Origin of the sequence: Vibrio sp. 10N.222.54.E6, assembly GCF_041473955.1 — a bacterium.
GTDB lineage: Bacteria > Pseudomonadota > Gammaproteobacteria > Enterobacterales > Vibrionaceae > Vibrio > Vibrio tasmaniensis_A.
Genome location: NZ_JBFRTD010000023.1, coordinates 1 through 21,038, shown reverse-complemented (window position 1 = coordinate 21,038; position 21,038 = coordinate 1). Strand labels below are relative to the sequence as shown.

Here is a 21,038-nt window from a genome sequence, read left to right as displayed (position 1 = left end):
TTGGTTGTTAGTGTTTCATTTTGTAATTTATTGTCGAGTAACTGTTAACTGCTGCACGAATTTAATAAAAATTATGTCAAAATCTAGCCCGTGCAACGGTATGGATATACTCTCAGTAGCACGAATATGGCTGTATACATGTAATTTAACTGACTAAAAATGAAACTTTTTTACAGTTTATGACTCTATGTAGAAAAAGCTTGTCTGTTTGCTTGTTTTTTGAACTGACGAAAAATGTGATTTTAATCTATATAAATCATCATCTTAAGCATGTTTTTGCGATTGCCTTACTACTTTTTGGTTAATTCTTTTTGGGTAACTGATCTGGGTCAATTTTTTTCACACTGTGAAATAATATACTCAGTCCTGAAAGCAATTTACTAAGAACGTTGTTGTTTGAGGTTAAAAGCAAGCAGCGAAATTAATAAAAAGTTTTTAATATTTATTATTTTAGGAGATCCACCATGCCTGTAACTAACTTAGCGGAACTTGATGCTCTAGTAGCACGCGTTAAAGCAGCACAAGAAGAGTTTGCAACATTCTCTCAAGAGAAAGTAGACGCAATCTTCCGCGCAGCTTCTCTTGCTGCTAACCACGCTCGTATCCCACTTGCACAACAAGCAGTTGCTGAATCTGGAATGGGTATTGTTGAAGATAAGGTTATCAAAAACCACTTTGCATCTGAATTTATCTACAACAAATACAAAGACGAAAAAACATGTGGCATTCTTGATGAAGATGAAAGCCTAGGCACAATGACTATCGCTGAGCCTGTAGGTATCATCTGTGGTATCGTTCCAACAACGAACCCAACTTCTACAGCAATCTTCAAATCTCTAATCTCTCTTAAAACACGTAACGGCATCATCTTCTCGCCACACCCACGTGCAAAGAACTCAACTAATGACGCAGCGAAGCTTGTTCTAGACGCAGCTGTAGCAGCGGGTGCACCAAAAGACATCATCGGTTGGATCGACCAACCATCTGTAGAGCTTTCTAACGCGCTGATGAAGCACGACGGTATCGCACTTATCCTTGCTACTGGTGGTCCAGGCATGGTTAAAGCAGCATACTCTTCTGGTAAGCCTGCTATCGGTGTTGGTGCTGGTAACGTTCCTGTAGTTATCGATGAAACAGCTGACATCAAACGTGCAGTAGCATCTATCCTTATGTCTAAAACATTCGATAACGGTGTTGTATGTGCTTCTGAGCAAGCTGCAATCGTAGTTAGCGAAGTATATGACGAAGTTAAAGAGCGTTTTGCTTCTCACAAAGCTCACGTTTTATCTAAAGCTGACGCAGATAAAGTACGTAGAGTTCTTCTTATCGACGGCAACCTAAACGCTAAAATCGTAGGTCAACCTGCTCCTGCAATCGCTGAAATGGCGGGTGTTAAAGTTCCTGCTGATACAAAAGTACTTGTAGGTGAAGGCCTTGGTAAAGTTTCTTACGATGACGAATTTGCTCACGAGAAACTGTCTCCAACTCTAGGTCTATTCCGCGCAGACGATTTCGAAGACGCTGTTGCTCAAGCAGTAACTATGGTTGAAATCGGTGGTATCGGTCACACATCTGGTCTTTACACTAACCAAGACGTAAACGCAGATCGCATCCGTTACTTCGGTGACAAGATGAAGACGGCTCGTATCCTAATCAACATCCCGACTACTCACGGTGGTATCGGTGACCTGTACAACTTTAACGTTGCACCTTCTCTAACTCTTGGTTGTGGTTCATGGGGTGGTAACTCTATCTCTGAGAACGTAGGTCCTAAGCACCTTATCAACAAGAAAACTGTAGCGAAGCGAGCTGAAAATATGTTGTGGCACAAACTACCTAAGTCTATCTACTTCCGTCGTGGCAGCCTTCCAATCGCTATGAGCGACCTAGAAGGTAAGAAACGCGCATTCCTAGTAACGGACCGTTTCCTATTCAACAACGGTTACGCAGACGATGTAGTACAAATTCTGAAAGCGCAAGGTATTGAAGTTCAAGTATTCTTCGATGTAGAAGCGGATCCAACACTGTCTGTTGTTGAGAAAGGCGCTGAAGCAATGAAGAGCTTCCAACCTGACGTAATCCTTGCTCTAGGTGGCGGTTCTCCAATGGATGCTGCTAAGATCATGTGGGTTATGTACGAGCACCCAGAAACTCACTTCGAAGAACTAGCAATGCGCTTTATGGATATCCGTAAACGTATCTACAAGTTCCCTAAAATGGGTAAAAAAGCTGAGCTAGTATGTATCACTACTACTTCAGGTACGGGTTCAGAAGTTACGCCATTCGCGGTTGTTACTGACGACAAAACAGGTGCTAAGTACCCGCTAGCGGATTACGAAATCACGCCAAACATGGCTGTTGTTGATGCTAACCTAGTAATGAACATGCCTAAGTCTCTGACAGCGTTCGGTGGTTACGATGCAGTAACTCACGCTCTTGAAGCTTACGTATCAGTTCTTGCGAACGAATACTCAGATGGTCAAGCTCTACAAGCTCTTAAGATGCTTAAAGAATACCTACCATCAAGCTACAAAAACGGTTCAGCAGACCCAATCGCTCGTGAGAAAGTACACAACGCTGCAACGATTGCTGGTATTGCCTTTGCGAACGCATTCCTAGGTGTATGTCACTCAATGGCTCACAAAATTGGTGCTGAGTTCCACCTACCACACGGTCTTGCAAACGCACTACTTATCTCAAACGTTGTACGTTACAACGCGAACGATAACCCAACTAAGCAGACTGCATTCTCTCAGTACGACCGCCCACAAGCACGTCGTCGTTATGCTGAAGTTGCTGACCACCTAGGCCTAAGCCAAGCTGGTGACCGTACTGCTCAGAAGATTGAACGTCTACTGACTTGGTTAGAAGAGCTTAAAGTTGACCTAGACATCCCACTGTCTATCCAGGCTGCGGGTGTTAACGAGTCTGACTTCATCGCTAAACTAGACGAGCTAGCTGTTGAAGCGTTCGATGACCAGTGTACAGGTGCTAACCCACGTTACCCTCTAATCACTGAGCTTAAAGAAGTTCTAACAACGTCTTACTTCGGTAAAGCATACGTTGAAGGTGAAACTTTTGAAGGTACGACTGTAATTTTGAAGAAAGCTGACCAAAAGCCAGCTGAAGAAAAAGCAGCACCAAAAGCTAAAAAAGAAAAAGCTAACGCATAATAAGTAAGCATTAGTTTGAGATAGGTTTTCGCTAGCACGATACTTATCTATCGGGAAATTCAAAGCCCCAACCGAAAGGTTGGGGCTTTTTTTATGTGAATTGAAATAGGTCTATTTTTTATTATCCATTTACACCTCTGCAGACGCTTACACCTCTGCAGACGCTTACACCTCTGCAGCTACAACCCGTCCACTAAAGTAATCATTAGAGACAATGTATTCCGTTGTTCTGGTCAGTTCGTCTTGCAGCTGTGCCCAGTGACACCCATTGAGCTTGCCTTCGGAGTTATGAACAGCAGGGACAACACCGCCGACTCGAATACCAAATGGCGTCAGCTCTTTCGCCCAGCTATGGGTAAAGCCGGTAATCATGGAGTTTGCGCTCTCTAAGCCTGACACATCATGAAAGTCATCGTGAGATATTACATTCACAATCACGCCTTCTTTGTCTTGCTCTCGTAATCTCTCTGCACTGATTTGCCCAAATGCGAAAAGGGTCGATGCCATAGCAGACAGATCATTGATAAAGCTACTGACAGGCTGATCGCCAATTAGACTAGGCATTGGGGAACTTATCCAATTGTTGACCAGAACATCGGGCGTCGTGTTGAAGGTGGTTTGAATAAAATCATACACGCTGAGGATAGCTTGGCTGTCATTCCCTTCGAGCGTGTAATGGTAAACAGAGTCGGAGAAGCGGGCACATTGTAAATAAGTCGCCTGAAGTGCTTTTGCGTCTTTATCACAAAGGATGACAGTGGCTCCAAGGTTAACAAAGTGATTCGCAATCGTTCCTCCCAATCGCGAGCCGGCAGATGTTACCAATATAATTGAGCTTTTTATTTCCATCCCAGTACCTAAGCAAATCGTCCATGTTGGATAAGGATGGGTTAAATTTCATACAGCGGGTGTGAATTGGCTCAAACTAAGGTGTACCCATTGATAACTTTTTATGAACTTTGTGGCAGGTCACATTTTGCAGTAACTTCAAGTGTTAACCGACATCTCCGGTTTTGATGATGACCAAAGGTGATGGTTCATATTGCCTGCATCAATAATTAAAAAAGCGAGATCGAACAAAGAGTAGTCGCGAATATTGAGCGAGAAAGAGGAAGGCTAGGCGGCGGCTATACTTGCGCCTGAATCTGATACTGACGTTGAGCTGTCGACAGCTCGTTGTAGAGCGTCGCATTTGGTAAATCAGGTAACTGTTTACTTGCCAGTTTACGCCGGTCATGACCAGAAAGGTTTTGGTAAACCTCTTCAGGGAAGTCGGCGGTATCTTCTGGCATGAAAGCAAGTGCTTCAGGCTTCAAGTAGTGGCTTAGCTTGGCGCTGGCAAGGCTAGCTTGATGAAAGTGATTCGATTGTTGCGCTGAAATTTCATACGACGATTGGTTTGAACGCAGTTGTTGCGGTTCTGCTACGCCAAATTGCTTACGTAGGCGATCTTCAGTCGTTTTAGTGACGTCAATGGTGTCGATGGGAGTACAGTCGCGAACATCATTAGAAAACATAGATAACAGCAACGCAAAATCTGCACGGCGACCTTGCTCAACCGCTTGGCTGATCCCGATGCCGAACTTCAGTTCGTTGATGATTCCTGCTTTGTCTAAAGTATGTATTTGCATGCTGCCTCTCATTGGATACACCTTTAACGGCATGGAGTTGGCAAACTTTAGAGTTTAATTACAGCCAAATAACGAATTTATGTAGGGCGATTGAGAAAGGTAAGAATAGGTTGAAAAGTCGGCTCGATCTGCTAGTTCGTTTCGCAATGTTCTCATTGATTAGAATACGACAGATACAAAAAAGCTCACGCCGAGGCATGAGCTTTCAATAGATAACTCGCTATAAATAGCGCAGCGTAAGTAATAATTACTTAGCTAGGTTTTCTTCTACGAAAGACCAGTTTACTAGGTTCCAGAATGCTGCCATATAGTCAGGACGAACATTGCGGAAATCGATGTAGTAAGCGTGTTCCCATAGGTCAACAGTTAGAAGTGGAGTAACACCTTCTTCTGTTAGAGGAGTCGCAGCGTTAGAGGTGTTAACGATGTCTAGAGAACCGTCAGCTTTCTTAACTAACCAAGTCCAAGAAGAACCGAAGTTGTTGATTGCTGAATCAGTGAATTTCGCTTTGAATTCTTCGAAAGAACCGAATGCAGCGTTGATCGCTTCTGCAACAGCGCCTGTTGGTTCGCCGCCTGCTTTAGGAGCAAGACAGTGCCAGTAGAACGTGTGGTTCCAGATTTGAGCAGCGTTATTGAAAACACCACCAGTAGAAGTCTTAACGATTTCTTCTAGTGTTTTGCCTTCAAACTCAGTACCTGGGATAAGACCGTTTAGCTTAACAACGTAAGTGTTGTGGTGCTTACCGTGGTGGAAATCTAGCGTTTCTGCTGAGATGTGTGGTTCTAGCGCGTCTTTCGCGTAAGGAAGAGCCGGTAGTTCAAATGCCATTGCTCAATTCTCCATTGATATGAAAGAGTTAACTCTTTCGATTGCTTCCAGTGATATTATTATTCATGGCTCGCTATATTGCCAACCACGGTCAATTTGCGGACTTGCGATATAGTTTAGCAAGTTTTTACTTTATTAAAAGCTTAATTCATCACTTTTGTGTGAATTGTTAGCTTAACTGGTTAACCTCTTTTTTTATATGGTTTTTATTCTTTTGGTTTGGGGTAGAATAAAGGCAATGAAAGCCGTAATCCATTAACGAGGAAGCAATGGAAACTATCGATAAAATCAAACAGCAAATTGAAGAAAACACTATTCTACTGTACATGAAAGGTTCTCCTAAGCTACCTAGCTGTGGTTTCTCTTCTCAAGCGTCTCAAGCGCTAATGGCATGTGGTGAAAAATTTGCTTACGTAGATATCCTACAAAACCCTGATATCCGTGCAGAGCTTCCAGCTTACGCACAATGGCCAACGTTCCCACAACTTTGGGTTGAAGGTGAGCTAATCGGTGGTTGTGATATCATTCTTGAGATGTTCCAAAAGGGTGAGCTTCAGCCAATCGTTAAAGAAGCCGCTGCTAAAGTAGCTGGCGACGACGCTGAGTAAGCTTTAGGCCTTGGTGCTTAAATATTGAATGGAAGGGGCCTTAATTAGGCTCCTTTTTTCGTTTGAATGGTTCAACAAAGACTCGATAAGGAATGAACAATGAACGTAAAACTTCATTATGTGCATGATCCAATGTGCAGCTGGTGTTGGGGCTACAAGCCAACGCTTGAGTTATTAAAACAACAATTGCCAGCGAGCATTGAGTTTAGCTACGTAGTCGGTGGTTTGGCTCCGGATTCTGAAGAGCCGATGTCAGAAGAGATGAAAGGCAAGCTTCAAGCGATTTGGAAGCAGATTGAAGCTAAGCTGGGTACGGAATTTAATCATGAGTTTTGGACTGAATGCCAACCAGTTCGCAGCACTTACCCAGCGTGTCGTGCAGTGATCGCTGCTGGCTTTCAAGATCACTACGAAGCAATGCTTGAAGCGATCCAACACGCTTACTACCTTCGTGCGATGCTGCCTCATAGCCAAGAAACGCATTTGCAGTTAGCTCAAGAGCTAGGGATGAATGTACAACAGTTTGAAAATGACCTTTCTAGTAAGCTATTGGAAAGCGAGTTAGATGACCAGTTAGGTTTTAAAGAAGCGATGGGTGTGCATTCTTACCCAACCTTAATGCTTGAGGTAAACGGTATCTTTAGCGAAGTTGAATTGGATTACCATTCAACTGAAGCGACGCTCAAGTCTATTCGCGAAATTCTAGTGAATAACGCTCCCGCTGTATAATCCAGCGAGAGCTGTCTGTATTGACGCAATAACCTCTAAGGCTTACTCATAAGAGTAAGCCTTTTCTTTTGTCTGACGTAGTTGGTTTATCTCCTCTGTAAACCGTTCGAATGTGTTAGTTGCTTCCGAGATTGATGCTTCAATTTCTGATTCGACTTGATCTAATTCTGTGGCTTCGGTTACTAGGCCGTTTGCTTGTGCTTCAATGATTGCGAGCGGAGAAGCCATCGCGTCACATGCCACCATTTTAGCGGCACCTTTGAGTCGGTGTGATGTGGTTTTTAGTCCCTTATATTCCTTATTAGCCCACTGCGCTTTTATCTGTTCATTATCTGCAATAAAACTTGCGGCAAACTCGTCGAGTAAGGTCATCACCACATCGTGATCTTCAAATAGATCGTAGAGTGCGGTGTAGTCGATGATGGGGCTATTGGTCTCGTTGGGTGAATCTTGAGGGACAGTGGGGTCAACATCTTCGATTGTCTCTGAGTTGTTATTTTCTGCCGATTCCGCAAAGCTCTGTTCAATGCCTTGGAACAGCATCGAAAACTCATTGGTTTCTTGAGCTGCAGGTAAAGCGTTTGACGAAGAGCTTGTGTCCTGATTTTGCGAGTCTGGCTTTTCTGCATCAGAAATATCGGTTTCAAGCGTCGGATCTAAATCGTGGATTGCGGGTAGCCATTTTTCAATGGTCAGCTTCATTTGCTTAATGGAAACAGGTTTAACTAGGAAATCATCCATGCCGTGTGCATAACAGTTGGCATCTTCACCCTGAACCGCATTCGCCGTCAACGCGACGATAGGCAACTTTTGAGTTTCTTGATTTAGTTCTTCATTGCGTTGTTCTATCTGACGAATGCTTGAGGCAAGCGTGTAACCGTCCATCTCCGGCATATGGCAATCGGTGAGAAGCAAACCATAACGTTTATTTTTTAAAGCATTCAGCGCTAGCACTCCGTTATCGAAAATATCAGCGTGGACACCAATACTCTCGAGCTGCTTGGCGATGACTTGCTGATTGATCGGGTGGTCTTCCGCAACAAGAATCAGTCGGCCATTACTCTCGGCTTGTTCGCGAGTCTCGATGGCGATAGGCGCTTTGGTTTCGTTGTCTAATGATGAGATTAGATTGTTGTGACTGACGGGTTTCGTTAAAACATGAACAAGGTTATCGGGCAGCAGCGGATTCACCGATAAGCACCAAGAGTTACCTAAAGGCTCTGGTGAGAGCATTGGGTTTTGGTTGATTACGGTGAAGCGTGTTGAACCCGTATGCTGCTGAATCCAAGCATCGCTAATCGCCAGTTGTTGCCAAACCGACATCGCGACAAAGATGTGTTTGGGCTGATGTTTGACGACCATCTCTTTGAGTAGGTGCTTTTGATTAATGTGCAGAACTTTTGGTTCAAGATCGAAGTGTTTCAGATATCGACACAGCTCTTTTTGTTGCAGAACGTAGCCGACGACGTATACCTCGTTTGAGTGATTACCGACATCTAGCTCAATAGAATTCTCACCCTCTGAAGGAAAAATCAGCGTTTGTCGTAGAGCCAAAGCGTTGCTTACTGCATGTTCAGGAGTACAAGTTGGGAGGGTAACGGTAACAGTAAAGTGGCTGCCTTTTCCTTCTTCACTCGACAGTTCTATGTTGCCATCCATCTGTTCTATCAATTTCAAAGCGATAGACAGTCCAAGCCCTGTGCCACCAAAACGGCGGCTAGTGGTTTTGTCGACTTGTTCAAAAGGTTGGAACAAGCTTTGTTGTCTGTCTTTCGGGATGCCGATGCCCGTGTCGGAAACCGTGAGGCTAACTTTCTGCTGATGTTCGTTCTGTTCAATCACATCAATATGCAATGAAATAGTGCCATGTTCGGTGAACTTAATCGCATTGTTAAGGAAATTGTTTAGAATCTGATGGAGTCGTATATCGTCTGCAAACAACCACTGAGCGAGGTTTGGGTCTTGCCAATAGTGGAAGGCTAAGCCTTTTTGCTGTGCATGAATGGATTGCGGTTGCACGATACGGGCAAGTACTTTGCCGAGCTCAATTTCGGTCGGGTTAAGATCCAATTTTCCGGCTTCAATCTTGGAGTAATCGAGTACGTCATTAACGATGTGCAGTAAGTTCCGAGCTGACTGATTCAATCCACCGTGTAAGTTCAGTAACTCTTCACTCAGCTGATGTTCCTGCATTAATTCCAACAGCCCTAAGATCCCACTAATCGGGGTGCGAACCTCGTGGCTAATGGTCGCTAAGAATTGCGACTTTGCAGCCGTTGCACTTTCTGCTTTTTGGCGTGCGTTGTCTAAAGCTTGCTGTTGTTTTTTTAGTAGGGTGATGTCTGTTATCACCGTATTCCACTCAATGGTTTTGCTGTTCGATACTTGGCTATTAAATTTCACCCATTTAGTTTGACCTGATTCTAACTGCATTCGCTGTTCATTTTCCCAATGCCCGGTTTCAATAGCTTCGAGCATACTGGTTTCAAACTGGGGCAAGTCATCTTCTGAGATCAGATTAAACAGGTGTTGAGGGTGCTCTTTTACGTTATCCACGGATAAGCCGAACATATCGCTTACACCTGCACTGACAAAGCTAAACCGGATATCTAAAGGCTGTCGAGGGTGCGTTTGAATATGTTTAAGCACGACCCCATCAATGTTGTCGGCCAGCGTTTGCAAATGGGCTTCTGCTGCTTTTGCTCTCTGCTCGGCGATCTTTCGCTGCTCGATTTCAGCCGCCATTTTTCGGTTCCAAAATACGATCACGAAAATGACCACAAAGATTCCAAGCCCGATGATCACCGACCATTTAGCGACTTCGCGTGGTGATAAGCCTTCTTGGTATTCATAGGTTAACCATTTGCTTTCCAAGCGCTCTAATTCATTGGCAGGCAGTGCTCCAATGGTTTTGTTGAGAATACTCAACAGCATGGGATGGCGGAAGTTCACTGCGAGAGCTAGTGGTGCGCTGTTTTGCTCATTAATGGTGCCAGTGATTTTGAATTGCCCTACATAGTCTTGATGCAATAAAGGTGCAGCATGATGAAGTGAAGCAAGCGCGAAACTGATGTCGTCTTTCTGTAATGCTTGGAAAGCGCTGACGTGATTGATGTAAGGGACGGCTAGGCAAGTAAGGCAGAGAGAAGGCAGAACTGTTGAGCCTCCAGAATTTTCAATCACACCAACAGCTTCGGTGCCACTTGGCGCAAAGTTGCCTAAGCGATCAGAGCGACTCAATAACACCCAAGGTTCAAAACTGTAAGCTTGAGTGAAGTCCATGTATCGGGCTTTATCTGTGGTTGGTGTGATGTTGGTTAGCACCATTGTCTCACCATTATTGAACGCGACCTCGGCCGCTTCTGGTGTTAGGTAAGTGGTACTTTCGAATGACACGCCAAGCACATTACTTATTAGGTTTAAGATGTCAGCAGATAAGCCTGAGTGTTGCTGTTGCTCATTGGTAAAGTCGTAAGGGTACCAATTGGAGTGTGTGCCTACGGGGATGGAAGGGTTGCTGTCGAGCCAGTTCTTTTCATCTTGGGTTAAATTCAATGTTCCATAGTTCAGCAGCATCGAATGTTGCGATGGAGCAAGCCATTGATTGTAGATAGATTGCAGTGAACCTACCTTAATGTCCTGTAAAGCGAAATTGATTCGGCTAAGCAATCTGTGCTTTCCTTTTTTGACCGCGAAATGCAAGTGATCTGCGGGAAGGTCAGGAAGTACAGATAATGTTAGTGAGTCTCGAGGCTGTTCTTGCAATAACGCAGAAAGTGCAAGCGCATCGCCAATGTACGCATCCACGCTATTCTCCTGAATCGCCGTGAATGCCGCTTGCGTGCTGTCTAATGTGGTAATTCGACTATCAGGAAGCAGGCTAGGAAGAAGATCATTGAGCGCAAACCCTTTCTCCAATGCTAGGTTGGCGGTTGCCAACGCACCTAAATCGTTTATTTTTCTATTTTGGGTAATCACCGCTCGTCTTATGGAAAACATCGGCTCACTAAAAGTCATGTAATTATGGCGCTCCTTGGTCGAAGAGACGCCGACTAGCAGATCTAATTCACCTCTTTCGAATGCACTCAGTACATCACTAAATGTTGAATACAACTTAATCTGATATTGGAAACCTGCATTTACCGCTACCTGATCCAACATACTGATGAGTAGCCCTTCAGAAACAGTGTTGCCTGAGGGAGTTTTATGTTGATAGCTGTAGGGGACCATGTCGTAAGAAGGCAGACCAACCCGCAATATGACTTGGTCACTCGATGAGTTCCCTGTTTTGCTTGCTAAGGAGCTAGCGGGTGATGTGTTCCCTGGTGGGGTGTTTTCGGCAAAGGTGAGCAGTGGCCACATCAACAGTGAAAGACAACTCAATAAAAAGGCGACACACCACGTTTTCGTTTTTGAAGCGCTGTTTTGCATAAAGACATCCTGTCGTTTGCTTGCTGATTTTAGAGTATCGCCATGCTTAACTAACGGCAGCCAAAGGGGCTTTAGTTAGTGTGGGGAGTGAAAAATTATCAGCTTGCTGCAATGCCATACGTTGAAGTAGAGCAAGGTTCGTGTGATCCGCTTTTAAATGAACGTCAATTTGGCGCTTTATTTGAACGACTTTGTCTTGTAATCCTAAGGCTTGATAACACAGCGCCAACAAGAAGAACGCGTCGACATCATTGCCTGAAAACTCGTTTATCGAAATACTCTCAATGCACTCTGTCGCAACCTCATGTTGATCGAGTTGAATCAGTTGTAAGGTACGACAAAGCTTTAGAAGCGGCTTGCTCAATGCGTAAGACTTTTCAGAGTGAGAAAGCCTCTGCCAAGTCGCTTCAGGTTTCCAAAGTGTTAGTTCTTCGTGGGTGAGCGCCAAACTATCCGCCCATAAGATGAGTGCTCGCTTACCTGTAGAATCCCAAATTGAGTGAGGAATGAGTTGTGCGAGAGATTTGAGATGTTGGGTCGCTTGTGTGACATTTTTATCTAGCAACTGCAGCCAGACCATGGTGTTGGTTAACTCAATATTACTGCTGTTCACGGTGAGTACTTGGTCAATCAGTTCGCTCGCTGATTCGAAATTACTGGTATTGAGACAGATCTTGACCTTAAGTTGCTGAAGTTTGATATTGCGAGGGTTGCTTTCTATTAGGCCATCGATTTGACGGAGTGCGTCGTGATAGTGTTGCTTGAGGATATGTATTTCAATGAGCTTAACTTTAGCGGGCAGGTAATCATGGAGCTGCAATAGCCCATTCAACATGGCTTGTGCGTCATCGAGTTGTTGGTTTTTTATCAGAATATTCGCCATATAAATAATGGCATCTTTCAGTGTCGACGGATCAGGGGCTTTGCCAAAGAGTGGCTTTACCGCATTGAGGTCATTCTTTAAAAAGGCCTGCTCTAATGTCGAAAAGTATTGCTGCCGAGAGAGTGCGGATGTGACTCTTTTTATGATGTCATCTGCACGTATTGGCTTAATCAAATAACCATCAGGTTCTAAGTTAGCATAACCAAAGAAGGTATCTTGGCTGTCATTGCCTGTGACGATAAAGACGATCGTTTGTGGCCGGATTAATTCTTTTTGCTGCAAGAACTCAAGCAACTGCAAGCCATTGCTTCCTGAGCCTAAATCGTGGTCAATTAATAAGATGTCGAATCGATGTGCGCGACAAGCCTCAATCGCGTTTTGTGCATTGGATGCGCTAATCACATTGTTGTTAGGCACGCCTAACTTGATAAGTAGTGCGCGGGTAGCACTTTGAATGACGCTGCTGTCATCAACGATGAGGTAGCGCGATCGGGCGAGTATATCCATATAGTAGCCTTCTGACGTATTGAGCCTTGCCACTTTGTCGTCTATGAATTAGCGGCTTATTTATTAAACACTTAAGTGTAGGAATGAATTCAATGAATAGCCACAAGTTGCACATCAATACGTACGGAATAATGTATAGGGAGTGATGTTGGTTCAGAAGGTTAGCGTGTTTCTAAAGTTAGAAATAAAAGGGGAAAGATACTATATACAAAAAAGACCGCACGAGGCGGTCTTTATAAAAGTGAGCGTAGGATTCTTTAACTACAGAACCTAATTACAGAACCATGGCTGCAATCCAACCGAATACGATCAGTGGGATGTTGTAGTGTAGGAACGTCGGTACTACGGTTTCCCATACGTGCTCGTGTTGACCATCAGCATTAAGACCCGATGTTGGACCTAAGGTTGAGTCAGAAGCTGGAGAGCCAGCATCACCAAGCGCTGCAGCTGTACCTACTAGAGCGATCGTTGCCATAGGAGAGAAACCAAATGCTGCTGCTAGTGGAACGTAGATAGTTGCAAGGATTGGAATCGTAGAGAACGAAGAACCGATACCCATGGTTACCAATAGACCAACGATGAGCATAAGCAGTGCTGCTAGAGGCTTGTTGTCACCAATGCTTGTTGAAAGCGCTTCAACCAAAGATTCAACGCCACCGGTTTGCTTCATTACTGCTGCAAAACCTGCCGCTGCAATCATGATGAAACCGATCATTGCCATCATGTGAACGCCCTTAGTGAAGACATCGTGTGTCTCTTTCCAAGCGATTACACCACCGAAGGTGAATACCATGAAACCAGCCAAAGCACCGATGATCATAGAACCTGTCGATAGTTGAACCGTTAGTGCAGCAACAATACCCGCAGCAGCCACTAGGATGTGCTTCTTGTTGATCTCTTTCACTTCGGTTGAAACAACAGTATGAGACGTTTCTTTGTATTGGCGAGGCTTACGGTAAGTAAAGAATACTGCCGTAAGAAGACCAAAGATCATGCCTGCAGCCGGTAACAACATCGCCATTGGTACTTGGCTTGCTACTACGTTTTCAAGACCGTTGTCGTGAAGGTTTTTAAGCAGGATGTTGTTTAGGAAGATGCCACCAAAACCGATAGGTAGAACCATATACGGAGTAATCAGGCCAAAAGTAAGTACACACGCAACCAAACGACGGTCTAGGTTCATTTTTGCGAATACGCCTAATAGAGGTGGGATTAAGATTGGAATGAAAGCGATATGTACAGGAATCACGTTTTGTGAAGACATGGTCACTAAGATCAAAGACGCAAGGATGCCGTATTTTAGACCGGTCGATGCTGCACTGTTCTCTTTGCCGTGAATGCGCTTAATGACGCTTTGAGCAAGTAGATCTGTGATACCAGAACGAGAGATAGCAACAGCAAAGGTACCAAGCATTGCGTAGCTAAGTGCGATAGTTGCACCGCCACCTAATCCACTTTCGAACGCTGCTACAGCATCGTTCACACTCATACCAGAGGCTACGCCACCGATAATTGCGCTGAACGTGAGAGCCACGACAACGTTTACGCGCATCAAAGCTAAAACAAGCATGATGCAAACTGAAATTACAACAGGATTCATATTATTCTCGGGATGTTGTGTTTTTTATGAAGGCAATACGAGTGAACGTTTACCGACTCTATTTTTATTCTTCGTCAACAAGAGGCCAACCACCAAGGGCTTTCCATTTGTTTACTATGCCGCAAAATAACTCTGTGGTTTTTTGCGTATCATACAAAGCAGAGTGTGCTTCTTTGTTGTCAAATTCCATCCCCGCAGTGCGGCAAGCTTTAGCCAAAACGGTTTGACCGTAGGCAAGACCACTAAGGGCTGCTGTGTCAAAAGTTGCAAATGGATGGAAAGGGACGCGTTTAAGCTTACAACGCTCACTTGCTGCATTAACGAAGTTTAAATCGAACGTAGCATTGTGAGCGACCATGATTGCGCGACTGCAATCTGAAGCTTTTTGTTCTTTTCTCACAAGCTTGTAGATTTCTTTAAGGGCTTCTTGTTCCGACACAGCACCACGTAATGGGCTAAATGGGTCTTTAATTCCGTTAAAGTCTAATGCTGCCTGCTCTATATTTGCGCCTTCAAAAGGCTCAATGTGAAAATGAAGCGTTGATGCAGGGTGCAGATCTCCGTTCTCATCCATTCTTAGTGTAATGGCACAGATTTCTAATAATGCATCGGTTTCAGCGTTAAACCCTGCGGTTTCCACGTCGATGACCACTGGGAAATAGCCACGAAAGCGTTTTTTAAGGGTCAGAGCTTCGTTTTCTACAGTCATGTTAGCCCAAATATGTGTGATTAAGGCAGCATTATTGCAGATAATAGCAGTGATAAAAACTAGGGAAGGGCAATAAATCATAAATTAGCCGACCTATTTCGGCTTAATAATTGCATATTCAAACGTGATGGAAAAATGCGGCAATTGGCTGCATTGTTAAACGAATTGCTTAAGAGATACTCCACTTTATGAAGAAACAACTCATAACAGGTTCAATGCTATTTTCGCTACTTATGTCGTCATCGGTATTGGCACAAGAAAAGCGTTACGGAGCATCTCCTCTACAGTCGACGTGGGAGATGGTGGCTAACACGCCATTAGAATGTCGCTTGGTTCACCCTATCCCCAACTTTGGTGATGCTGAGTTTTCATCTCGCGCGAGTAAAAAAATCATTTTGGATTTTGAGCTTAAAATGCGTCGCCCAATGGGGGCGACACGCAATGTAAGCTTGATCTCTATGCCGCCAGCTTGGCGTCCGGGCGAAAGTGCTGACCGCATGACGACCATTAAGTTCTTCCAACAATTTGATGGCTATGTTGGTGGTCAAACCGCTTGGGGTATTTTGAGTGAGTTGGAGAAAGGGCGTTACCCGACATTCAGCTATCAAGAATGGCAGAGCCGAGATCAGCGAATCGAAGTTGCACTATCATCGGTATTATTCCAAGAAAAGTACAATGTGTTCAGTGACTGTATCGCCAACTTATTGCCTTACAGCTTCGAAGATATCTCTTTTACTATCTTGCACTACGATCGTAACAGCGATCAGTTGAATAAGTCTTCACGTAAGAGACTCAGCCAGATTGCCGACTATGTTCGCTATAACCAAGACATCGACCTTGTGCTGGTGGCTACATACACCGATTCCGTCGATAGCAAAGGTATTAGCCAGAATCTTTCAGAGCGCAGAGCGGAATCATTAAGAGAGTACTTTAAATCTCTAGGCTTGCCAGAAGACCGTATTCAAGTACAAGGTTATGGTAAGCGTCGTCCAATTGCTGACAACAACTCGCCAATTGGTAAAGACAAAAACCGACGTGTTGTTATCTCTTTAGGTCGCACACAGGTTTAAGCTGAACAATAGCTCGTTTTGAAATGACAAAGCCCGTCTTCACTGATGACGGGCTTTTTTATATTTTAAATTTGAGTCGTTGTTTAAACGTAATTTATTTAGTTCAAGCGGAAGCGGGCGATCATTTCACAGTTGGTCGCGGTATCGATCTTTTCCACCATAGAAGCAATTTTAGGGTTGGGATGGCGTTTCATGAAATCGATAAGGGCTTTCTTACAGCAACCAATTGAGTCAATGAAGCTTGAACATTGCGTATTGGGACATTGCGGGATCAGTGTCAGTACTTTTTCTGAAGCCAATTGGAGATACTTGAGTTCATATTCAGTATCGCCGGCCCATCGCCAAAACTGAGCGAGGTTGTGACAAGAAATCACAGAGATAAGTAAGCGCTCGTCCGCTTGGATATCGGTACGCTCAGTAATTTTTTCGCTTAAACTCAATGCTTGCTGATAGTGAAGAATACTCTGTACAGGATCGTCGAGCTGCAATGCCGTATCGGCAAGTAACGTGTGTTTTTCCCATTCGCTAATCATTGTGTTACCTCACTAATCAATAGGGGACTTAATTTAAATGATAATTATTATCATGTAAAGTTTCATCAGTGAGAATGTTGTAATAATTAGTAAAGAATATCGATTATTAATAGAGCTACAAAAAAAGCGAGCTTTATGCTCGCTTATAGTGTTTATTCCATAGCCAAATATTGCAGAGGCTACGAAGGGTTAACCTTCTAGACCAGCACTTGCTTGTTTGTTCTGAATAAGCTCAATCATGTAGCCGTCAGGATCTTTAACGAATGCGATATGAGTAGAGCCGCCTTTTACAGGGCCCGCTTCACGTGTCACATTACCGCCTGCTGCTTTAATCGCGTCGCATGTTGTGTAGATGTCATCAACACCGATAGCAACGTGACCAAAAGCTGAGCCAAGGTCATATTCAGTCGTGCCCCAGTTGTAAGTCAGCTCAATCACAGCGCCTTGAGATTCGTCACCAAAGCCAACGAAAGCCAGTGTGTATTCGTACTCTTTGTTTTCGTTCTTACGTAATAGCTGCATGCCCATTACATTGGTGTAGAACTCGATAGACTTGTCTAGATCACCAACGCGTAGCATAGTGTGTAAAATACGACCGTTTGACATGATTTGCTCCTAGCTTTAATTATGTATACGTTTTTGTAATTCTGTTTTATGCCGCTAGAAAAATGCGGCACTGTTTAGCTTCTTAGCTTCTTAGCTTCTTAGCTTCTTAGCTTCTTAGCTTCATTCGCTTAGAGCTAGCCTAGACGTCGGTTTTTTCCTTGAACTCACACAAGTCTTCAATGATACAGCTGCCACAGCGTGGTTTACGCGCCACACAGGTGTAACGTCCATGAAGAATGAGCCAGTGGTGGACATCCAGTTTGAATTCTTTTGGAATGACTTTGAGCAGCTTAGCTTCAACATCATCGACCGTTTTACCCATTGCTAACTTAGTGCGGTTTGATACACGATAGATGTGAGTATCAACGGCAATGGTTGGCCAACCGAATGCAGTATTTAACACTACGTTTGCTGTTTTGCGGCCTACACCTGGAAGGGCTTCTAACGCAGCACGATCTTCCGGTACTTCACCATTATGTAGGTCAAGCAGCATACGACACGTTTTGATGGTGTTTTCTGCTTTCGAATTAAATAGGCCGATGGTCTTGATGTACTCTTTTAGGCCGTCGACACCTAGGTCGAAAATAGCCTGTGGAGTATTAGCCACAGGGTACAGCTTATCAGTGGCTTTGTTGACGCTGACATCGGTCGCCTGCGCAGATAAGAGCACGGCGATTAGCAACTCGAAAGAGCTGTTCCAGTTAAGCTCGGTTTCTGGATTTGGATTGTTTTCTCTCAAACGCTCAAGTATTTCTACTCGTTTTACATTGTTCATAGCGACATTACTTTCAAATAGTTAGGGCTTGAGTTCCAGCGAAGTTCTTTCAAACTTACTCGTTTTAAAATAACAAGTTTCGCAATGGTTCAGGCTTTATCATCGGTTACGCGCTCTTATGAGCGTCATTATTATGTGTACTTGGTCAATCTATTTACCTGCTGAGCGGTTGAGCTACTCAGCAGGATTTAAGCTACTGTAACTTATCAGGCATTGGTAACGCGAGCGCGTTCAATAGCTGGTTTTTCTTGTTTTGGCTGTCTAGATTTAGCTTGGTTGTCGATGATGTTTTTCAAAGCAATCAAGAAACCAACACCAATGAAGGCACCGGGTGGTAGCAGGGCTAACAAGAAGCTGTTATTAAATTGGAATATCTGGATTCGTAACACCGAAGCCCAATCACCAAGGAGTAGGTCTGCGCCATCAAATAGGGTTCCGTTACCAATAACCTCGCGCATCGCACCCAATACAACCAGTACCGATGTCATGCCAAGACCCATCCAGAAACCATCTTGAGCTGCAGGTAAAACTTCGTTTTTAGACGCGAAGGCTTCCGCTCGGCCAATGATGATACAGTTGGTTACGATCAGCGGGATAAAGATACCCAAAGAGAGGTAAAGGCCATACGCGTAGGCGTTCATCAGAAGTTGAACACAGGTTACTAGTGAAGCAATGATCATCACGAACACTGGAATACGCACTTCTTTTGGCACATGGTTTCGAACCAAAGATACAGACACGTTCGAGCCGACTAGTACAAGCAAGGTAGCGATACCTAATCCAAGAGCGTTAGTCACAGTCGAAGAGACAGCCAACAGCGGACATAAGCCAAGGAGTTGCACTAGGGCAGGGTTATTGGCCCACATGCCATTTTTGATCAGTGTTTTATGGTCACTCATTATTCACCACCACAATTTAGAGGTTGAGCAAGCAATGCTTGGTTGTTTTGATTAACGTATTGCACCGCTTGTTTAACTGACTTCACAACAGCTCTTGGCGTAATGGTTGCGCCAGTGAACTGGTCAAAGTCACCACCATCTTTACGAACCTTCCAACGGTCAAGATTAGAATCCGTCACTTGCTTACCAGCAAATGAGAGAATCCAATCACTCACACGCAAATCAATCTTATCACCCAAACCTGGAGTTTCTTGGTGAGAAAGCACGCGAGTACCTAAAATAGTACCGTCGATCTTCATTCCAACAATCACTTTAATCGCGCCGTTGTAGCCGTCTGGGGCAATCGCTTCGATCGCAATCGCACTCGGCTCACCATTGATTTTAGCAATGTAAGCCGGCATCGCTTGCTCAGTACCAAGTTCTTCTGTTTGAACGAGAGTGCAAGATGAAAACAGTTCGTTGTCGTGTAGATCATGTGTGATTACTTGGTTAAGCACAGACAGTAACTGAGCCTGTTCTTGTTGTTTGATCTGATCTTTGGTCAGGTAGTGAGTTACCGCGACCAAACCCGTCGAAGCACACGCAAAAATCGCGAGTACAAGGCCGTTTTTCTTAATTGCATTTAGCATGGTATCCGCTCCCTTTAGTGGCCGTATGTACGAGGTTTGGTGTAGTAGTCAATCAGTGGAACACACATGTTGGCTAACAATACAGCAAACGCCACGCCATCAGGGAAACCACCCCAACTGCGGATGATAAATACCAAACCGCCGATCAGAGCGCCAAACACTAAGCGACCTTTCACTGTTGTTGATGCTGAAACTGGGTCGGTCGCAATGAAAAATGCGCCGAGCATAGTCGCACCAGACAATAGATGAATGGTCGGTGATGCGGTTTCGCCAGGAGTGAACATCAAGAACACTAGGCTAAATAGGGTCAAGCTGCCCAGAAACGCGACTGGGATATGCCATTGAATCACGCGTTGCTTGATAAGCACCAAGCCACCAATAAGGTAAGCAAGGTTTACCCATTCCCAACCCACGCCAGCTAACCAGCTAAATTGAGGTTGAGACAGAGCTTCAGAAGCCGAGTTACCTGCCGTTAGTGCGGTTTTGAAGGCATCGAGTGGCGTCGCCATCGTGGTGCCATCAATACCAAGGCGTGCTTGTTGTAAAGACAAGCCTTCATTATTGAAACCAGTAAAGATCATCAAGAAGGAGTCAACAAAGCTCGTAGCTTCAGCAGTTAAACTGGTCGGCGCATTCCAGCTGGTCATTTGAACTGGGAATGAGATCAGCAAAACAACGTAAGCCACCATCGCAGGGTTAAATGGGTTTTGCCCAAGGCCGCCATAAAGGTGTTTTGCGATGACAATCGCGAAGAACATACCTATCACGAGAATCCACCACGGAGAGTGTGGCGGAATCGCGACACTGAGTAGCCAAGCGGTCACAACAGCGCTGTAATCACGCAATGCCATCACTGGCGGGCGTTTTCTTAGCAGCATTACAGCGGCTTCAAAGGTAACAGCAAGTGCAATAGCAAATACTAACTGGATGAGCGTACCCCATCCAAAGAAGTAGGTTTGAGCTAGTAGACCTGGCAATGCACAAATAGCGACCCATTTCATGAGATCAGGGGTGCTTCTACGATTGTGCGCGTGCGGTGAGCTGGCGATAAAGAAGGCCACTACTCTTTCTCCTCATTATTCTTTTTGTCTTGCTCTTGCTGCGCCTTTCTTGCTTTAGCACGAGCAATCGCTGCAGCAACCGCTGCTTTTTTAGGATCGACTGGTTCTTGTTGAGTTTCAGCCTTTAATTCAACTACAGGTTCAACCACAGATTCAGGTGTTTCTGCTGACTCTTCCTGTTTCGCTTGTTGTGCCTTTCTTGCTTTAGCGCGAGCTATTGCCGCGGCAACGGCAGCTTTTTTAGGATCCACTGGTTCTGATTGAATTTCAGCTTCCACTTCCACTTCTACTTCAGGAGCGATTGCTTCTGCTTCGACCTGCTTAGCTTGCTGTGCTTTCTTCGCTTTAGCGCGAGCTATTGC

The 21,038-nt window shown here is 44.5% G+C and carries 17 protein-coding genes and 1 pseudogene; 4 read left to right on the top strand and 14 right to left on the bottom strand.

Annotation, left to right across the window (positions count from 1 at the left end; genetic code table 11):
• Positions 1-464 precede the first annotated feature (464 nt).
• A complete protein-coding gene (gene adhE, locus AB4513_RS13690; protein WP_009848718.1) occupies positions 465-3,173 on the top strand; it encodes a bifunctional acetaldehyde-CoA/alcohol dehydrogenase in 2,709 nt (902 codons plus the stop codon).
• A 165-nt stretch (positions 3,174-3,338) separates the two neighbouring features.
• On the opposite strand, the gene AB4513_RS13685 is transcribed toward adhE, so the two are convergent.
• The 3 genes from AB4513_RS13685 to sodB all read right to left on the bottom strand — a co-directional run bounded on the left by AB4513_RS13685 (position 3,339) and on the right by sodB (position 5,636).
• On the bottom strand, positions 3,339-4,022 hold the full coding sequence (locus tag AB4513_RS13685; protein WP_009848717.1) for an SDR family oxidoreductase: 684 nt from the start codon (positions 4,020-4,022) through the stop codon (positions 3,339-3,341).
• A 278-nt stretch (positions 4,023-4,300) separates the two neighbouring features.
• Positions 4,301-4,804 (bottom strand): VC2046/SO_2500 family protein, encoded by a 504-nt coding sequence (locus AB4513_RS13680; protein ID WP_009848716.1) that lies wholly within the window; start codon positions 4,802-4,804, stop codon positions 4,301-4,303.
• Between the two features lie 247 nt (positions 4,805-5,051).
• A complete protein-coding gene (gene sodB / locus AB4513_RS13675) occupies positions 5,052-5,636 on the bottom strand; it encodes a superoxide dismutase [Fe] (RefSeq protein ID WP_004734050.1) in 585 nt (194 codons plus the stop codon).
• Positions 5,637-5,905: 269 nt separating this feature from the next.
• Here sodB and AB4513_RS13670 point away from each other — a divergent pair, with 269 nt between their 5' ends.
• Positions 5,906-6,244: a Grx4 family monothiol glutaredoxin gene (locus tag AB4513_RS13670; protein WP_009848715.1), complete on the top strand. Its 339-nt coding sequence runs from the start codon at positions 5,906-5,908 to the stop codon at positions 6,242-6,244.
• Between the two features lie 99 nt (positions 6,245-6,343).
• Complete coding sequence (locus tag AB4513_RS13665; RefSeq protein ID WP_009848714.1) at positions 6,344-6,973, top strand: DsbA family protein; 630 nt, start codon at positions 6,344-6,346, stop codon at positions 6,971-6,973.
• 42 nt (positions 6,974-7,015) lie between these two features.
• On the opposite strand, the gene AB4513_RS13660 is transcribed toward AB4513_RS13665, so the two are convergent.
• The 4 genes from AB4513_RS13660 to rnt form a co-directional block, all read right to left on the bottom strand.
• Positions 7,016-11,404 (bottom strand): transporter substrate-binding domain-containing protein, encoded by a 4,389-nt coding sequence (locus AB4513_RS13660; RefSeq protein WP_102257905.1) that lies wholly within the window; start codon positions 11,402-11,404, stop codon positions 7,016-7,018.
• A 46-nt stretch (positions 11,405-11,450) separates the two neighbouring features.
• Complete coding sequence (locus AB4513_RS13655; RefSeq protein WP_240798082.1) at positions 11,451-12,794, bottom strand: response regulator; 1,344 nt, start codon at positions 12,792-12,794, stop codon at positions 11,451-11,453.
• 274 nt (positions 12,795-13,068) lie between these two features.
• A complete protein-coding gene (locus tag AB4513_RS13650; protein WP_009848745.1) occupies positions 13,069-14,394 on the bottom strand; it encodes a Na+/H+ antiporter family protein in 1,326 nt (441 codons plus the stop codon).
• 64 nt (positions 14,395-14,458) lie between these two features.
• Positions 14,459-15,103, bottom strand: a complete 645-nt coding sequence (gene rnt, locus AB4513_RS13645; RefSeq protein WP_029222960.1) for a ribonuclease T — start codon at positions 15,101-15,103, stop codon at positions 14,459-14,461.
• A gap of 188 nt (positions 15,104-15,291) precedes the next feature.
• On the opposite strand from rnt, the gene motY reads away from it, so the two are divergent.
• Positions 15,292-16,173: a flagellar protein MotY gene (motY, locus tag AB4513_RS13640; protein WP_012603529.1), complete on the top strand. Its 882-nt coding sequence runs from the start codon at positions 15,292-15,294 to the stop codon at positions 16,171-16,173.
• 98 nt (positions 16,174-16,271) lie between these two features.
• Here motY and AB4513_RS13635 read toward each other — a convergent pair whose 3' ends face one another.
• From AB4513_RS13635 to AB4513_RS13605, 7 genes and pseudogenes are all read right to left on the bottom strand, one after another.
• Positions 16,272-16,706, bottom strand: coding sequence for a DUF2753 domain-containing protein (locus tag AB4513_RS13635; RefSeq protein WP_012603530.1), 435 nt, complete (start codon positions 16,704-16,706; stop codon positions 16,272-16,274).
• Positions 16,707-16,895: 189 nt separating this feature from the next.
• Positions 16,896-17,312 (bottom strand): lactoylglutathione lyase, encoded by a 417-nt coding sequence (gloA, locus tag AB4513_RS13630; RefSeq protein ID WP_004734046.1) that lies wholly within the window; start codon positions 17,310-17,312, stop codon positions 16,896-16,898.
• Between the two features lie 139 nt (positions 17,313-17,451).
• Positions 17,452-18,087, bottom strand: coding sequence for an endonuclease III (nth, locus tag AB4513_RS13625; RefSeq protein ID WP_009848652.1), 636 nt, complete (start codon positions 18,085-18,087; stop codon positions 17,452-17,454).
• A gap of 206 nt (positions 18,088-18,293) precedes the next feature.
• A complete protein-coding gene (locus tag AB4513_RS13620) occupies positions 18,294-18,986 on the bottom strand; it encodes an electron transport complex subunit E (protein WP_009848651.1) in 693 nt (230 codons plus the stop codon).
• The gene (rsxG, locus tag AB4513_RS13615) at positions 18,986-19,615 is read right to left on the bottom strand and encodes an electron transport complex subunit RsxG (RefSeq protein ID WP_009848650.1); all 630 of its coding nucleotides are present in this window, start codon (positions 19,613-19,615) and stop codon (positions 18,986-18,988) included. Before rsxG ends, AB4513_RS13620 begins: the two co-directional genes overlap by 1 nt.
• A gap of 14 nt (positions 19,616-19,629) precedes the next feature.
• The gene (gene rsxD / locus AB4513_RS13610) at positions 19,630-20,676 is read right to left on the bottom strand and encodes an electron transport complex subunit RsxD (protein ID WP_009848649.1); all 1,047 of its coding nucleotides are present in this window, start codon (positions 20,674-20,676) and stop codon (positions 19,630-19,632) included.
• Positions 20,676-21,038, bottom strand: a pseudogene (locus tag AB4513_RS13605) (electron transport complex subunit RsxC); the annotation flags it as partial. The gene rsxD and the pseudogene AB4513_RS13605, both read right to left, overlap by 1 nt.

Bases quoted from the DNA above. Each gene is read 5' to 3' on its own strand.
- adhE (WP_009848718.1), top strand. From the start codon at position 465: ATGCCTGTAACTAACTTAGCGGAACTTGATGCTCTAGTAGCACGCGTT.
- AB4513_RS13685 (WP_009848717.1), bottom strand. From the start codon at position 4,022: ATGGAAATAAAAAGCTCAATTATATTGGTAACATCTGCCGGCTCGCGA.
- AB4513_RS13680 (WP_009848716.1), bottom strand. From the start codon at position 4,804: ATGCAAATACATACTTTAGACAAAGCAGGAATCATCAACGAACTGAAG.
- sodB (WP_004734050.1), bottom strand. From the start codon at position 5,636: ATGGCATTTGAACTACCGGCTCTTCCTTACGCGAAAGACGCGCTAGAA.
- AB4513_RS13670 (WP_009848715.1), top strand. From the start codon at position 5,906: ATGGAAACTATCGATAAAATCAAACAGCAAATTGAAGAAAACACTATT.
- AB4513_RS13665 (WP_009848714.1), top strand. From the start codon at position 6,344: ATGAACGTAAAACTTCATTATGTGCATGATCCAATGTGCAGCTGGTGT.
- AB4513_RS13660 (WP_102257905.1), bottom strand. From the start codon at position 11,404: ATGCAAAACAGCGCTTCAAAAACGAAAACGTGGTGTGTCGCCTTTTTA.
- AB4513_RS13655 (WP_240798082.1), bottom strand. From the start codon at position 12,794: ATGGATATACTCGCCCGATCGCGCTACCTCATCGTTGATGACAGCAGC.
- AB4513_RS13650 (WP_009848745.1), bottom strand. From the start codon at position 14,394: ATGAATCCTGTTGTAATTTCAGTTTGCATCATGCTTGTTTTAGCTTTG.
- rnt (WP_029222960.1), bottom strand. From the start codon at position 15,103: ATGACTGTAGAAAACGAAGCTCTGACCCTTAAAAAACGCTTTCGTGGC.
- motY (WP_012603529.1), top strand. From the start codon at position 15,292: ATGAAGAAACAACTCATAACAGGTTCAATGCTATTTTCGCTACTTATG.
- AB4513_RS13635 (WP_012603530.1), bottom strand. From the start codon at position 16,706: ATGATTAGCGAATGGGAAAAACACACGTTACTTGCCGATACGGCATTG.
- gloA (WP_004734046.1), bottom strand. From the start codon at position 17,312: ATGTCAAACGGTCGTATTTTACACACTATGCTACGCGTTGGTGATCTA.
- nth (WP_009848652.1), bottom strand. From the start codon at position 18,087: ATGAACAATGTAAAACGAGTAGAAATACTTGAGCGTTTGAGAGAAAAC.
- AB4513_RS13620 (WP_009848651.1), bottom strand. From the start codon at position 18,986: ATGAGTGACCATAAAACACTGATCAAAAATGGCATGTGGGCCAATAAC.
- rsxG (WP_009848650.1), bottom strand. From the start codon at position 19,615: ATGCTAAATGCAATTAAGAAAAACGGCCTTGTACTCGCGATTTTTGCG.